Source organism: Vibrio sp. MarTm2, assembly GCF_027587055.1.
GTDB lineage: Bacteria > Pseudomonadota > Gammaproteobacteria > Enterobacterales > Vibrionaceae > Vibrio > Vibrio sinaloensis_D.
Genome location: NZ_JAPPTK010000003.1, coordinates 351,075 through 365,197, shown reverse-complemented (window position 1 = coordinate 365,197; position 14,123 = coordinate 351,075). Strand labels below are relative to the sequence as shown.

At 46.5% G+C, this 14,123-nt stretch carries 15 protein-coding genes and 1 riboswitch; of the genes, 4 read left to right on the top strand and 11 right to left on the bottom strand.

The genetic code is table 11. The features are described 5' to 3' along the window. Position 1: 1 nt before the first annotated feature. Positions 2–589, bottom strand: coding sequence for a TetR/AcrR family transcriptional regulator (locus OH458_RS09270; RefSeq protein WP_005473968.1), 588 nt, complete (start codon positions 587–589; stop codon positions 2–4). Positions 590–678: 89 nt separating this feature from the next. Further along, positions 679–2,628 (bottom strand): HAMP domain-containing methyl-accepting chemotaxis protein, encoded by a 1,950-nt coding sequence (locus OH458_RS09265; protein ID WP_269978104.1) that lies wholly within the window; start codon positions 2,626–2,628, stop codon positions 679–681. Between the two features lie 255 nt (positions 2,629–2,883). Here OH458_RS09265 and OH458_RS09260 point away from each other — a divergent pair, with 255 nt between their 5' ends. Next, a complete protein-coding gene (locus OH458_RS09260; protein ID WP_269978103.1) occupies positions 2,884–3,906 on the top strand; it encodes an acyltransferase in 1,023 nt (340 codons plus the stop codon). Here OH458_RS09260 and OH458_RS09255 read toward each other — a convergent pair. The 5 genes from OH458_RS09255 to OH458_RS09235 all read right to left on the bottom strand — a co-directional run bounded on the left by OH458_RS09255 (position 3,899) and on the right by OH458_RS09235 (position 6,337). Then, positions 3,899–4,285 carry an MAPEG family protein gene (locus tag OH458_RS09255; RefSeq protein ID WP_269978102.1) on the bottom strand — a complete coding sequence of 129 codons (387 nt, stop codon included), beginning with the start codon at positions 4,283–4,285 and terminating at the stop codon, positions 3,899–3,901. The two genes, OH458_RS09260 and OH458_RS09255, sit on opposite strands and share 8 nt — an antisense overlap. A 150-nt stretch (positions 4,286–4,435) precedes the next feature. Further along, complete coding sequence (locus tag OH458_RS09250; protein WP_005473959.1) at positions 4,436–4,732, bottom strand: ArsR/SmtB family transcription factor; 297 nt, start codon at positions 4,730–4,732, stop codon at positions 4,436–4,438. A gap of 100 nt (positions 4,733–4,832) precedes the next feature. Beyond that, positions 4,833–4,982 (bottom strand): hypothetical protein, encoded by a 150-nt coding sequence (locus tag OH458_RS09245; protein WP_269978101.1) that lies wholly within the window; start codon positions 4,980–4,982, stop codon positions 4,833–4,835. 103 nt (positions 4,983–5,085) lie between these two features. Further along, positions 5,086–5,277 (bottom strand): DUF1289 domain-containing protein, encoded by a 192-nt coding sequence (locus OH458_RS09240; RefSeq protein ID WP_269978100.1) that lies wholly within the window; start codon positions 5,275–5,277, stop codon positions 5,086–5,088. Positions 5,278–5,404: 127 nt separating this feature from the next. After that, on the bottom strand, positions 5,405–6,337 hold the full coding sequence (locus OH458_RS09235; protein ID WP_269978099.1) for a LysR family transcriptional regulator: 933 nt from the start codon (positions 6,335–6,337) through the stop codon (positions 5,405–5,407). A gap of 136 nt (positions 6,338–6,473) precedes the next feature. On the opposite strand from OH458_RS09235, the gene OH458_RS09230 reads away from it, so the two are divergent. Both OH458_RS09230 and OH458_RS09225 read left to right on the top strand, forming a co-directional pair. Further along, on the top strand, positions 6,474–7,649 hold the full coding sequence (locus OH458_RS09230) for an MFS transporter (protein WP_269978098.1): 1,176 nt from the start codon (positions 6,474–6,476) through the stop codon (positions 7,647–7,649). Between the two features lie 166 nt (positions 7,650–7,815). Then, entirely contained in the window at positions 7,816–8,100 is a 285-nt protein-coding gene (locus tag OH458_RS09225) for a hypothetical protein (protein ID WP_269978097.1), read from the top strand. Positions 8,101–8,123: 23 nt separating this feature from the next. Here the strand turns inward: OH458_RS09225 and OH458_RS09220 are convergent, their stop codons facing one another. Both OH458_RS09220 and thiD read right to left on the bottom strand, forming a co-directional pair. Continuing rightward, positions 8,124–8,870, bottom strand: a complete 747-nt coding sequence (locus tag OH458_RS09220; RefSeq protein WP_038212335.1) for a phosphatase PAP2 family protein — start codon at positions 8,868–8,870, stop codon at positions 8,124–8,126. A 158-nt stretch (positions 8,871–9,028) separates the two neighbouring features. Next, positions 9,029–9,859 (bottom strand): bifunctional hydroxymethylpyrimidine kinase/phosphomethylpyrimidine kinase, encoded by an 831-nt coding sequence (gene thiD, locus OH458_RS09215; protein WP_269978096.1) that lies wholly within the window; start codon positions 9,857–9,859, stop codon positions 9,029–9,031. A gap of 75 nt (positions 9,860–9,934) precedes the next feature. Further along, a riboswitch (TPP riboswitch) is annotated at positions 9,935–10,047 on the bottom strand. 128 nt (positions 10,048–10,175) lie between these two features. On the opposite strand from thiD, the gene OH458_RS09210 reads away from it, so the two are divergent. Further along, the gene (locus OH458_RS09210) at positions 10,176–11,078 is read left to right on the top strand and encodes a LysR family transcriptional regulator (RefSeq protein WP_269978095.1); all 903 of its coding nucleotides are present in this window, start codon (positions 10,176–10,178) and stop codon (positions 11,076–11,078) included. A 71-nt stretch (positions 11,079–11,149) separates the two neighbouring features. Here the strand turns inward: OH458_RS09210 and OH458_RS09205 are convergent, their stop codons facing one another. Beyond that, complete coding sequence (locus OH458_RS09205) at positions 11,150–11,302, bottom strand: hypothetical protein (protein WP_005473982.1); 153 nt, start codon at positions 11,300–11,302, stop codon at positions 11,150–11,152. Positions 11,303–11,966: 664 nt separating this feature from the next. Further along, on the bottom strand, positions 11,967–13,859 hold the full coding sequence (locus OH458_RS09200) for a PhoX family protein (protein ID WP_269978094.1): 1,893 nt from the start codon (positions 13,857–13,859) through the stop codon (positions 11,967–11,969). Positions 13,860–14,123 lie beyond the last annotated feature (264 nt).

Sequence of the window (14,123 nt, the reverse complement as noted above, 5' to 3'; positions counted from 1 at the left end):
TCTATTTCCAGCTTTCAATCAGACGGTTAACGCCTTGCCAGAAATGCTGATAACTCGCCTCTTCTCCGTGCAATGAGTAAAAAAGGTGAGCGCTTAAATACAACCCATACAGTTCAAAGGTGGCTTGTTTAGGATCCAGTTGCGAATCAAATTCACCATTCTCCACCCCTTTCGCTACCTGAATACGCAAGTACTCAACCCACGTCGCGATGGTTTTTTTCAGGACTTGTTGGGTTGGAGGTGTCTCGCACCCCGTTTCTTTCCATGCATCGAGAAACATGCAACTGCCTTGAAAAGAGTGGTTCCAGCCTAGCCAGTTATCAAGCAGCATCTTTAGTTTCTGCTCGATCGATATGGCGTTGTGTTCTCTCGCAGGTGCAATCACTCTCTGAGTAAAGATATGATTTGCATGCTCTAAAACCGAAATCTGCAAGTTGTCTTTAGAGTTAAAATGAGCAAACAGACCGCTTTTCGACATCCCGCACTGCTTGGCCAATTCACCAATCGTTAGACTCTCTAAACCATTCTCACTTGCCAGCTCGAACGCCTTGGTCAAAATATTTTCTCGGGTAACTTTGCCTTTACTCATAGAACACTCTTACACAACTACTTGCTCTTTTTAGCACACTCGTACTTTTTTTCCAATAGCGAAAACCAACCAGCCTGAATACACCCAACTCAGTTTAGCGTGAAGCGTTTCACTTGCAGATCGAGATTCTGCGCCACTTCCGTCAGTTCGTTGGCGGCCACCGACACTTCCCCCACGGATTGGCTGTTCTGAGTGGATATTTCATTGGTTTCTTGTACGCTGCCACTGACATTGTTCGCCACCAAGCTCTGCTCCTCAACCGCTGCCGCAATTTGTAAGTTCAGCTCGTTAAGCTCAAAAATGGAGTCTTTGATCGCTTGGAGTTTGTCGGTCGCTGAAATCGCACGCTGAGACGTTTCAAGTACTCGATTATGGCTGCCCGTAATCGAGTTTGTCGCGGATTCTGCCCCCGCTTGCAAGTTGGTAATCAAAGTTTCAATTTGATGGGTCGCTTCTTGTGTGCGCTGCGCCAGCGTTCGAACTTCATCTGCAACAACGGCGAAACCTCTTCCCTGATCCCCCGCTCTCGCAGCTTCAATGGCAGCATTTAATGCAAGCAGGTTGGTTTGCTCAGCAACGCCTCGAATCGTTTCGAGAATCGAGCCAATGTTGATCGACTCCTGATAGAGCCCTTGAATCTGCTCAACACTTGCTGTCATTTCGTTCTCTATGACTCGAATATCTTGCAAGGTTTGCCCAACGACACTCAAACTCTCTTCGGCATTAAATGTGGCTTGCTGGGTAAAGTTTGCGGCGCCTTGTGCGCTGGTTGATATTTCTAGCGTACTTGCAGACAGTTGCTCCACTGCGGTCGCGATTGAATCCATCTCCTGCTTCAATGCCTGAGAAGACTCACTCGTGGTACTGGTGATTTGGGATAACTCCTCTGACATAACACCCGCGCGACTGCTAGACGTCGCCACTTCGCTGATGATGTCTCGCAACGAGAGGATCGTCACTTGCATATCATTGAGCAATTCGCCGAGCTCATCTTTGCTATTGCTTTCTATCTTAATCGCCAAGTTGCCATTGGATAAGTGCTGAGATACCACCTTCACCCGTGCAATGCCTTGCAAAATGGAGTGACGAACCCACACAGCAAACACCACCCCTATCACAATGGCAGCGGCAGATGCGAGGAAAATCGCTGTCACCGTCTGCTCTTTTCGCTCTTGCAGTTGAGGGATGAGCTTCTCTTGCTGAGCGATCGCGGTGTATTTGATTTCTTCAAGCTCTTGCGAAATATCTTCACCGAGTTGAATCAATGCTCGACTCAAGACTTGCTCTTGCTCCTTAAGCATCACGACATGCTCAAAATCTTGGTTGTATTTTTCTCGCTCGCCCTGATAAGTAGACAATAACGATTGCTGCTTGTCGGTCACTAAGTATTTTTTGAGCGCAGCCTCCGCTTCAGGGAGCTGCTGTTCAAGATAACGACGAGGAGTCTCTAACGGTGTTTTTTGCGGATCTTGAAGGAAGTTTGATACGGAAATTTTGGCGAACAAGAAGGTCTCCATCAATATCGCGGAGTAATACTCAATATCAGCATCACCGCTGTTATGCGCGTCTTCCAGCAACGAATCGATGGCAATGAGGGCCACTTTTTCTTGCTCACGCATCGTGCCGTTCAAAGAAGCATCAAACTCATGGACTTCCTTCTGCAACAGATCGAAGTTGCGGGCATAATCCGCCACTTCTACTTTAACTTTTGCTAAATGACGCAAGCTCTCTTCATCATGAAGATACGCTTCCAAGTCCAAAAGCAGAGTATTGGTCCGATCCAAGCGTTTGTTAAATGCCTGCATGTACTTATCATCGTGGGTTGCAAGAAACTCATTCACCCCTAGGCGCGTTTGCAACATATTCGCTTGGACTTGGCCAATGAGTGTCGTTTCTTTCGATAAGTTGCTAAAGGTTTTAAAACTTGAGCTGGCATTTTGCATGCCTTGGTAGCTGACATACGCCGAGATACCAAAGCAGATAAAACATGCCAAAAACGCGATGATGATTTTTGTACTGATCTTAATTCCGTTTACCATCTTGCTCTCCAAGTTGCCTTTTCCTATGTCTACTCCACCAGCTAATGAATACCTACAACAAAAGCATTCACACCACTTATCACAATGATTAGCAACAATATTTTATTGATAACGAAGTCGGTTACAAAAAAGGGATACGCCTCTCAAATCCGCTAAGAAGTGCTGTTTGCATCCACATAAAACCTCATCCAAATCATGATTCTTCGGCAAAAGAGTTGTTATCTTTCGCCACTCTGTTTCCATAGAAAGTCACTTATGAATAACGATAAAATCATCAGTATTGAGTTTGGCCGCGTCGTCGCTATTCTCGCGATAGTCGCAATGCACTGCCAAATGTTTCTCACTTATTGGCAGTTTGACGGCACACCTTGGCTGGGCTTCATCTTCAACCAAACCACTCGATTTGCGGTGCCCCTTTTCTTTCTAATTTCTGGCTACTTGATTCAACCTAAGTTAATCGTAGACCCTATCTCGACGTTGAAACAGTACCTCACCCCATTACTGAGGATTTTTGTTGTTTGGAGCATCATTTGTTTGCTGATGCCGTTCAACCTTCAGCGAGTCGCAGAGCAAGGCTACCTAGCAGAGCGTGAAGGATATTGGCAGTTTTTAGCGGAAACGCCACTTAACTCTGTTTTGGAGGGGGGATTGGTTCACCTGTGGTTTATTCCTGCTCTTATGTTTGCCGCGCTTATCGCAGGTGTACTCGCCAAGCTAAACAAAACGACGTGGTTATTGCCGATCGGTGCAATCCTATACGTATATGGCGTGCTCGGCGGTAGCTATCAAAACCTGACCGAACTATGGACCCCATTCTTTACTCGTAACGGTCCATTCTTTAGTTCATTGTTGTTCGCCATTGGTTTTGCCATCCGTCAACACAGCATATCTATTGGCGCAAGACACGCCGCCTTATTGGCATTTGTCGGCATGATGATTCATTTTGGTGAGGCAGCGTGGCTCTATCAGTTTGATCAACCGTTCAACGCTAACGATTTTCTTTTTGGTACAGCTCTATGGGGCACAGGTTGCTTCTTGTGGCTATTATCGAAGCCAGAGCTTGGGGAAGATCGACGAATCACGTCGCTATCAAAGTTCGTGCTGCCCATCTATGTGGCGCACTTACCTGTCATAATCTTGATGATGAACGTTGCACGATACTATGAGATTACCGACCTTGCCAAAGATGGCTTAGTACTGTTCGGGACGCTCATCACAACGCTCATTTTGGTGGTTGGCTTATCAAAAACACCACTTTATCGCTGGTTATTTAGATAATTTGCTCATACGGCAAGTAGACCAAGTTAAGTATGATTAAGCCGACAATGACAAGAAAGGTGAGCTTCATACCAGTGATGCGTCCTTTTAATTTGTCGGCAAGAATACTTTTCGCGTGAAGGATGCGCCCAATAACAAAGAGCGTACCAAATAGATGAATAAGCCAAACAGACGCCCCATTGTATTCGACCATAGCCATCAGTATTAAGGTAATGGGAACATAATCAACCGCATTACCATGAGCACTGCGTGCGACTTGCAACGCGTCCACACCTCCATCGGCATATTTTATTTGTGCTTTGCGACGCTGTTTGATGACTTCAATCGAAAGCCAGATCATCAAACCAGCCAATATTGAAGCGTAAAGTGCTGTAACCATGGTCAACATCCTCTGTTGTGTGAGTGTCCAATAAATCACAAAAACGCCTCGCTGAACAGCGAGGCGTTACTGGGTAGCTTGTTAAACTAACCACACTCAGTGCCACAAAGTATCAAATACTTGCCTGTTTCCACCGTTATCTAAAAGGGGTTACTTTCCTTTTGCATCGGCGCAGCACTCGGCGCGCAAAAAGCCAATCACACCCTCAAGGCATTGATACTCTGCAACGCAGTAAAGGGTACGACCTTCGCGACGCTGGCTGATTAAACCCGCTGACGCCAAACTCGATATATGATGGGAAAGGGTAGAGCCTGGAATGGCCATTTTTTCTTGCACTGCACCAACCGCAACACCTTGATGGCCTGCTTTGACGACAGTTTTATAGATAGATAGCCGCGTTGGGTGGCCCAGCTCTTTTAGTGCTTTCGCGACAGCGTCGAGTTCCATAGTCACTCCAAATAATCGTATATTTCCAGATTAATCGAAGTGTCTATTGAGTGCAACACCCCAAGAAAGTCAGGGATGTAGAGAAACTGCGCAAATCAGACTAATACCAGCCCATCAGTATCGAGCTAGCTAGAATTCTAATCATAAAACTTGGAGCGTGAAAGGACTCCGAGGATGTTCGATAGTACTCTTTTTGCGCTTCTTCTTGATAGCTCTTGATCGCCAACTCTTTGACATAATTGTTCTGCATAATTCTCACTCCTTGTTGATTTAACAACAGGATAAAACCTCAAGTTAACTTTAGGTAAAGCGTTATTTTGCTTTTTTGTTGGCGGCGACATCGGCCCAGTAGGTTAAGAGAAAGGGTGTGATTTTTGACGTCGTTGTCGACATAAAGACAGGGTGTGCTTTTGTTGAGCCTGAGTCATCTGATTCCAACCCAAGATTTCCTTTAGGGTACGAAAACAGCCAAGGCAAACATCATCGTCATCGAGACAACAATTTCGCACACAAGGGTTGGTTATTTTGGTTTCACGCAACGACATCGGTTTCCCAATAAGATCTTAAGTCACTGCCTAAAGTGTAGTCATATTTGCGATAGCGAAGGCGACCGTAAATCTCAAGCTGGATAGCGTACCATCACCAAAAGCTGAACCACGCTCATACCGATGTTCACAATGGCTGCCCCTCAGACCCTAACTCAAACGCACGATACAAGTGATCTAAAAACAGTCGAATTCGCTTGGGTAGATAATCGCGGCTTTGATAGATAACGTGTAAATCTGCGCTTTGGCCGACACTAACCTGACTAAAATTCTTCGTATAGCCATCAAGCAAGGTGACCAAACGACCTTGAGCAATGTCTTGTTGGACATCTAGAATCGACTTCATGACGATCCCTTCACCGTCAATCGCCCACTGACGAAGCACCTCCCCATCATCTGAATACCGTTTTGGCATGATAGAAATGGATTGCTGCTCCCCATTAGCGGCAAAATACCAATGCTGCAGCGCTTCATTCCCTCTTATCAATGCAAGACATTGATGAGCCATCAACTCTGTCGGGCTTTCTGGCTCTCCGTAATCTGCAAGGTATTGAGGAGAGGCACACAGCACTCGCTGGCTAGTTGCTAACTTGCGCGAAATCAGTTGGCTATCTGCTAGCTCCCCATAGCGAATCACTAGATCCAGCCCAGATTCTGCCATGTTGCTTAACCCATCATTCAAATAGAGAAAGGGAATCACATCGGGGTATTTACGACAAAAAGAGGAGAGCAATGGCGCAATGTATTGCTTACCTATATCTTTCGGAGCTGAGATTTTAAGCGGTCCTTTTACCTCTGTGGTCCCGGTTTGAAGCACATTCTCAGTCGCTCGAACGCTTTCCAATATTTCAATACACGATTGGTGATAAAGCGCCCCTGCATCCGTCAAAGACAAATGACGAGTGCTTCGATTCAGCAGCTTCACACCATAGCGCTGCTCTAAATTTTGCAGCCTCGCCGTCACGGTCGCGGGCGATAGCCCCAAAGCTCTCCCTGCTGATGCCATGCCTCTGTGATGAACAATGGCAACAAACATTTCCATATCGGCGAACTTGTCCATCTTCCTACCTCATTATTTGGAATGACTGAATAATAAATTCAAATAATACCCAATTATCAAATTTTTTCGAATCAATATACTGACGCTATTCAGACAAGTCCCTCGACTTGCCATCGAAACCCAAAATGAGATTGCTATGAAAAATGAAAAGATGCCACTGCAGGTGTGGATTCTAACCTTAGCTGCCTTCGCAATTGGCACAGCAGAATTTGTTATCGCGGGCATATTGCCTCAAGTTGCTCACACTCTTTCAATTACTGAAGGTCAAGCGGGCTACCTAATTAGTGGCTACGCACTTGCGATTGTGTTTGGCGGCCCACTACTCACTATATACCTCGCTCGTTTCAATAAGAAGAAGGTGCTGGCTGGGCTAATGGTGCTATTTATTCTTGGTAACCTACTTTCTGCTTACGCCCCAAACTATTGGATATTGATGACCAGCCGCGTAATCACAGGTTTGGTTCAAGGTCCGTTTTACGGTATTGGTGCTGTGGTTGCGACAGGACTGGTTGCCAAAAACATGGCTGGCCGCGCCGTTGGACAGATGTTTGCAGGCTTAACCTTAGCAAACGTGTTAGGAGTGCCAGGGGGCACTTGGATTGGTCTGCAATTTGGATGGCATACTACCTTTCTTACCGTCGCGGCCTTCGGTGCCATCGCTTTGTTCTTTATTGCGGTTGTGATTCAATCAAATGGACACGAGCAAGCAAAAGCGGTCAAAACTCAGTTAATTGCATTTAAGAATCCTCTACTTCTCATCAGTTTAACGGTTACTGTATTGGTTTGGTCGGGCTTTATGACCTTGTATGGTTACTTAGCGCCTATCGCTATGCACGTTAGCGGATTTGATGCGCAAGACGTAACATGGATTCTGGTTATCGTTGGGATTGGTTTGATCATCGGCAACCACCTGGGTGGACGTTCCTCGGATAGAAATCTTCATAACGCTTCCATCTATTGGGCTCTGGCAATGATTGTTTCACTGCTTTTGGTTGGGCTAAGCCTTAGCCATTCTTGGCTCTTTATCGCTGCAGCCTTTGTATTCGGCGTCGCCTCTTTCGCGAATGTTCCAGCTATGCAGTTACGAGTCATGAACCACGGTGGCGAAGGACAAGAACTCGCGGCAACAGCAAACATCTCCGCGTTTAATTTGGCCAACGCATTTGGCGGGTTCTTAGGAGGTGTCGTGATAGACAGCCACTTGGGCGCAGGCATGATTCCATTTGCCGCTGTAGTGGTCCCTTTGATCGGCGTGATATTTATCGTCAGAGCCAACCGCAGAGAAATACTGAGCCCCCTCAGTCAAGCCTAACGAATGAGCTGCCTCTGGCAGCTTTTTTAATGCCAATGCTGACGTTGTCAGCAAAAATCATCGAGTTTATTAAGCCAGATCAATCTTGGTATTTATTTCGAGTAGCGTTCAAATTCCCTATCCTACACTTGCTTAAATCCCCGTTCACAATAGCAAGGAGCCGCTTATGATTTCCGTACATAGAGACTATCAACTTCATGATCAAAACCATGCTCATGTGGAGATCAATCCTGTCGGCTTACTCGATGTCGACATTAAGGAAAACAAGGTTCATCACCAAGCCGAATTTTCTGAACTGAGCTTTAGAAAAGTTGGCCGACATACTCGATTGTCAGCTCAGGGCGAGCAAAAACCTTGGCAACTTGAGCTAACTAACAAAGACGCGGAAGAAATCAACCGCTTGATTGATTCAGCCAACGAAGAGTTAGAGACGCTAATGCGGGATCTCTAAACAAACGCTGTATTTGAGCTGGTCTATTTGTGAGTCAAGATTGGAAGCTTGAGGAGGATCTTTTCGCTCAATGTATGGAACTGAGGCACCAATAGATAAACCGCGGAAACAAAGACGATAGAACCTACAAGGTCTATCGGTCGGTGCATTCCGAGCCACAGTCGGCTATACGCGACACCGAGTCCCCACAACATGAGCGCAGCCGCGAGTCCGTACTCTCTTGATTGCACAAATAGCCCACCAAAAAACGCGATACAGATGGCCACAAAAATCGTATGTCCTGAGGGAAACGAGTAATCTTTTTCGCCTTGCCAGTGACGAGTTCTCCATTGGCTTACTTGGGTCGAAATGCCATCAATAACTTCAGCTTTTTGTGTCGAGTTGAGCTTGTAAAAATGCTCCGGCTGCGGAATGAGAAGCTGGTGAGACAAAAGTTCCGTGTAAGGTCGAGGGCTTTCTGTCATGATTTTCAGCCCGGTTTTAGCCGCAAAACCAATCAACAAAATCACCCCCAGTTGGACGCCGTTGGCAAGCAAGTTTTGAGTAGACGGGCGTTTTCTCCAGACCAACAATGACAGAACTAGTAAGGTAATGAGAAAGCCTTGTGAGCCAGCGGAATCAGTGAGCAGAGTATAAAAAAGCCCTTCTTCGAAAGAGACGTCGCCCAGTAAATCGATATGACTAACTAGCAGTGACATTGGAGAAACCAATAGCACCAAGATGGCCAATAACCCCAAGCCATACTGCTTTTTCATCAGATAGTTTTTCACTCGAATTCACCGCTCCACAACTCAACATGAATCGTATTAAACGCCTGTTTGTTACGAGCTTTATCAACACTATGTCAATTCGATGAAAGTTCATTTCAGCAGCCAAAGATGATCGCAAAACGACGTCAATTTCCTCTTTCACTCGAGTCGATAAAGGGCTATCTCACATTGATATGACCGGGGAAAAAGTGATGGACTGGGCCATGGCCACGACCCACTGTGAGCTCATCAGCATGAGAGATCGCTTGAGAAATATATTGCTTGCCAAGATACACCGCCTTGTGAAGACGGTTCCCCTGAGCGAGATAAGACGCAATCGCTGATGACAAGGTGCAACCAGTGCCGTGGGTATTTTTCGTCGCAAAGCGTCGCGCGCGCAATAAGTCACTACTGTTGGCTTCAATCAGTAGGTCGTTGCTGTTGTCATCGCTCTCAAGGTGCCCTCCTTTGAGTAAAACAGCATTCGCTCCGAGCCCTCTCAGTTGCTCAATCATCGCCCCCATATCATCTTCGCTTTCAGGCACTTGCCCGCCAATAAGGGCGGCGGCTTCTGGCAAATTAGGGGTAATGAGATCGGCCAATGGCAGCAATTCACGCTTCAAGACCTCTATCGCGCGGTGTTTTAGCAACAAGTCGCCACTGGTCGCGACCATCACAGGGTCCACCACGAGATGCTTTGGTTGATATTGACGAATCTTTCTCGCGACCATGTCGATGATTTCGCTGTCTGCGAGCATCCCTACTTTTACGGCAATGATGTTGAGATCTGAAAAAACGGCATCGAGCTGACTTTCAATATGAGCAACAGGGATAGGATGTATGGCGGATACGCCGAGGGTGTTTTGTGACGTAATGGCAGTAATGACCGAACACGCATAGCTTCCGGTTGCAGAGATGGCTTTGATGTCGGCTTGAATGCCCGCGCCGCCGCCGCTATCTGAGCCAGCAATGGTCAATACGATGGGGATATTGTCTTGTGAATGTGGCATGAGTGCTCCTATTACAAGACGTACAGGAACTCTCATCCAGCAGAGAAATTGCCAGCGAGTGCGGACACTCTACCCAGTGTCACGCGAATAGTTCCCTACGTCAGTGTTAACTGAATCAGGTTCAACGGGTCTCGCAGTGCGATCTCAGCCATGCCATCGATGATGGTCAGGCCCCCCGACTATTTGCTGAGAATAATAACAGCAATCATAAGCGTGATGCACACAATAATTTTTCCGTTCAGGCAAAGGTTGCTACACAAACTAGCAATTATCGCTTAACCTAATTTTCATAATGGTATTTTATGAAGTAAGCATCATGCTCAACCCTACTTGGTTAAAAACGTTTACCACTCTTATCGATACAGGTCACTTTACCAAAACGGCAGATAAGCTGTTTATGACTCAGCCAGGCGTCACTCAGCACATAAAAAAGCTTGAGGAAGCATGCGGCTATCTATTGATTAAGCGAGATAAGAAAAGTTTCTCGATTACCGAGCAAGGAAGCGCCGTTTACGACTACGCCAAACGTCTTGAGAAGAGTGAACAGCAGCTCCTTGCCTCATTGGGCGAAGACGATCCTTATGCCGGAGCCGTGTCGCTCTCTTGCTCCGGTTCAATGGCCCTGATGCTTTACCCCGCCTTGCTGGAGTTGCAAAGCCGCTACCCAAAACTCATTCCACAAGTCGAGGCAGCACCGGAGCATAAAATCCTCAATGACATACTCGACGATCGCGCCGACCTTGGGATTGTGACACGAGTGCCGAATGACGCTCGCTTCCACAGCGAAAAACTCGGGCATGAGCCTTTGTGCCTGATGTTACCCGCCAGTCATCCTGCGAGTAAGCAGCCACTGAGCGTAGACACTCTCAAGCAGCTAGGGTTTATCCGTCACCCTGATGCCGCCCACTACTTCGCGCTCTATTTTTCACAATTCGATGATCCCGAGCTCGCTAGCCTAGCCATGAACAACGTCCCAATGACGGGCTACGTCAATCAGATTGCGCAAATTCTTCTGCCTGTATCGAAAGGGCTAGGGTTTACTATTTTGCCAAAAAGCACGTTGGAAAGTTTTACCCACCGAGAGCAGGTCACGGTCTATCCATTACCAAGCTCAATAACCGATAGCCTCTACTTACTTTCAAAAAAGAACCGCGATTGGCCGGCAAGGTTTAAGACCGTTAAGGAGATCATTGAGCACAGTATTGCAAAGAGAGAATAACGGGGAGTATATATAGTAAGGCAGGCACTAGGAGGACCCGTGGGTGCCCCCTGCGCGACTGAGTGGGTAGCTTATGCTTCTAGAACTTCTTCACCGAGCACTTCCGACAATAGAAGTTGGTCGGTCTCATCGAGCTTCATTCCTAACACAGGTAGACCGTGTTGGGCAGTCCAACAACAGAAGAAAACCACAATTGCTAATGCGAATAGAATCACTGATATCATAGCCTAATCTCCTCCATGGTTAACATCACCAGTACCTGGCTAACCATAAGATGCCGCTAAATCGCGAAGGCCGTCATGCAATACTTTATTCTTTTACGTTTGGGAATCACACAGCGCGAAATCGCGCAAAGTTGTGTTTCTGTATCGTGCAGTGTATTCGTATTAACTATTGAAATTGACGTGGTCTAAACACCTTTGGTTAGTTTGGGTACTCTTTCAATATAGACATACCGTACAAATGAAGCAACTAGATTTAGTAGCAAATTTATACAAAGTCACACTTTTCTTGCTTTTGAGCTTGCATCCCACTCAAGACGGCAAAATTACCACTTAAACTTGCGCTAAATTTCCTCTTGAGAGAGCAATTAATTGACAAAAATGTGACTGAGAGTTGACGTTACAACCTTGTAAAAAACCAAATCTAGCACGTAATTAACTCCCAACAAGGCACGATATTTCAATATTGTCCTGTCATTGCGGAGAGTAATTAGTAAAAAACAGCCTAGCCATTGCCGTTTCAATATTGGAGATATTATCAATTTTTGGCTTTTAGGCTTTGTGCAGTACAGATAGTCGCGCTGGCATCAATTTTTAACGAGTTGAGAATAAAAAAAGCTCCAGAGTCAGGCACTCTGAAGCTTTGATTGCACCACTTTAATTGTGATTATGCGCCAATCACGCCGCCATCTTCACGGGTGATCGCCATGATCGTTGAACGCGGCTTGCTGTTACCACCACCAGGGAAGTGAGAAGGCGCGCCTTTTTCACCTGGGTGCTGGACACCCACAAACATCGTTTTGTTGTCTGCTGAGAAAGTCAGCCCCGTGATTTCACACGCAATTGGTCCAGTCAAGAAACGACGAACTTCGCCAGTCATTGGGTCACCACACAGCATTTGGTTGTTGCCTTGTCCTGCAAAGTCCCCTTTGTTCGAGTAGTTACCATCGGTTTGAATCCACAAACGTCCGGCAGAGTCGAAACCAATCCCGTCTGGGCTATTGAACATGTTGTCTGCGGTAATGTTGGCACTTCCTGCATATAGGTTACCTTTGTGGACCTCAGGGTTACCTGCAATTAAGTAAAGGTCCCACTCAAATCCCGCATTGGTATGGTCACCGGCTTGCGGTACCCAGCGTACAATTTGGCCATAGTGGTTTTCTTTACGAGGGTTAGGACCACCAACAGGTTGACCTTCTTTCACACCTCGGTTCTTGTTGTTGGTTAGCGTACAGAACACATGTTTGTTGTCTGGGTGCACCGCAACCCACTCAGGTCTATCCATCGTGGTGGCTCCAACTTGTGTCGCAGCACGGCGAGCAAAAATCATCACTTCTGCTTGGTCGTTAAAACCGTTGTCTTTGGTTAAACCGTTCTTGCCGTGTGTCAGCTCAATCCACTGACCTTTGCCTTTGAGCTCATTATCATCCATTTCAAATTTGGCGACAAACAGAGTGCCCTCTTCTAGTAGGTTGCGGTTTACTTTGTCGTTGCCTGGCTGATACTTGTTCTTCGACACAAACTTGTATAAGTGCTCTCCGCGCTCATCGTCACCGAGATACACAACCACGTGACCGTCATCGTTGATCAGTAACGCTGCATTTTCATGCTTAAAACGACCTAAAGCCGTTCTCTTTAGCGGTGTTGATGTTGGGTCATTCGGGTCAATCTCAACAACCCAGCCGAAGCGATGTGGTTCGTTCGGGTGTTTTGCCACATCAAAACGTTCATCGCTGTCATGCCATTGATACTTGCTCTTCGCCGCTTTCACACCATAACGCTTGTGATCATCACTTAGCTCTGTGCTCGCGCTAGTACCAAAGTAGCCGTTAAAGTTCTCTTCACACGTAAGGTACGTTCCCCAAGGAGTCTGGCCATTCGCACAGTTGTTGAATGTGCCAAGCGGCGTCATACCTGAAGGGTCTAGCTCGGTTTTCATCAGATCGTGCCCCGCAGCCGGGCCGGTTAGCTGCATAGGCGTGTTTGCGGTGATGCGTCGATTGCGTGCGCCGCTTTTGTCGAGCGTCCAACCGTTATCGGATTTGATAATTTCAAACACGGTAACGCCATGCGCTGCTTGCGCTTTAAGAACGTCGTCTGCTGTCATCGCCTTTCCGCCGTGATCAAACAGCAAATCGTAATTGGTGTACTCGTTGTTTACCGCGATCACTGCGCGGTTTTCATTGATTGGGAAAAAGCTCATGCCGTCGGTGTTGTCACCAAACTGACGAAGCTGCGCGTCAGAGCCTTGCTTACCACTTGGGTCAAACTCAGGCGCGCCATTAAAGATTGGGTCTCCCCAAGAAAGTAATGGGGTCGCTTTATAACCTTTAGGTACGATGAATGCGTCAGCTGTCGATGCTGGAACCGCTTCAAAGTTGAGCAGAGCACTTTCACTTTTTGCAGCGAAAGCCTTTGTGATCGGGTTTAGCGAAAGAAATGCACTTGCACTTACTGCCGCTGTTCCAGCTAAAAATCGGCGTCTCGACAGACGAGCATCGATCATTTGGCTGAACTCAGAATCCTGATTATCACGCTTATCGCTTGAAACTGGACACATTGCTGACTCCTTGCTTAGTTTTAATAAAAATTGCCAAGGAATGGTAGAAGCCGTAAATGACAGAGAAATTAACTTATTGTTTCTTATGGGTTAAGAACCCTTTACAGAAAAACGACACTTACATGGCAAACTCATTAAAGTGCGCTATGGTTCAATTTTGGTAAATAAGGTACGGCATACATGCAAAAAAATGTGAACCAAACCCTAGCTTTTTTAAAAATTGGCGGCTAAATTGAGTCTTGTTCATGAGGAACTTGATTCACA

Coding starts and splice junctions, on each gene's coding strand:
- OH458_RS09270 (WP_005473968.1), bottom strand. CDS start 589: ATGAGTAAAGGCAAAGTTACCCGAGAAAATATTTTGACCAAGGCGTTC.
- OH458_RS09265 (WP_269978104.1), bottom strand. CDS start 2,628: ATGGTAAACGGAATTAAGATCAGTACAAAAATCATCATCGCGTTTTTG.
- OH458_RS09260 (WP_269978103.1), top strand. CDS start 2,884: ATGAATAACGATAAAATCATCAGTATTGAGTTTGGCCGCGTCGTCGCT.
- OH458_RS09255 (WP_269978102.1), bottom strand. CDS start 4,285: ATGGTTACAGCACTTTACGCTTCAATATTGGCTGGTTTGATGATCTGG.
- OH458_RS09250 (WP_005473959.1), bottom strand. CDS start 4,732: ATGGAACTCGACGCTGTCGCGAAAGCACTAAAAGAGCTGGGCCACCCA.
- OH458_RS09245 (WP_269978101.1), bottom strand. CDS start 4,982: ATGCAGAACAATTATGTCAAAGAGTTGGCGATCAAGAGCTATCAAGAA.
- OH458_RS09240 (WP_269978100.1), bottom strand. CDS start 5,277: ATGTCGTTGCGTGAAACCAAAATAACCAACCCTTGTGTGCGAAATTGT.
- OH458_RS09235 (WP_269978099.1), bottom strand. CDS start 6,337: ATGGACAAGTTCGCCGATATGGAAATGTTTGTTGCCATTGTTCATCAC.
- OH458_RS09230 (WP_269978098.1), top strand. CDS start 6,474: ATGAAAAATGAAAAGATGCCACTGCAGGTGTGGATTCTAACCTTAGCT.
- OH458_RS09225 (WP_269978097.1), top strand. CDS start 7,816: ATGATTTCCGTACATAGAGACTATCAACTTCATGATCAAAACCATGCT.
- thiD (WP_269978096.1), bottom strand. CDS start 9,859: ATGCCACATTCACAAGACAATATCCCCATCGTATTGACCATTGCTGGC.
- OH458_RS09210 (WP_269978095.1), top strand. CDS start 10,176: ATGCTCAACCCTACTTGGTTAAAAACGTTTACCACTCTTATCGATACA.
- OH458_RS09205 (WP_005473982.1), bottom strand. CDS start 11,302: ATGATATCAGTGATTCTATTCGCATTAGCAATTGTGGTTTTCTTCTGT.
- OH458_RS09200 (WP_269978094.1), bottom strand. CDS start 13,859: ATGTGTCCAGTTTCAAGCGATAAGCGTGATAATCAGGATTCTGAGTTC.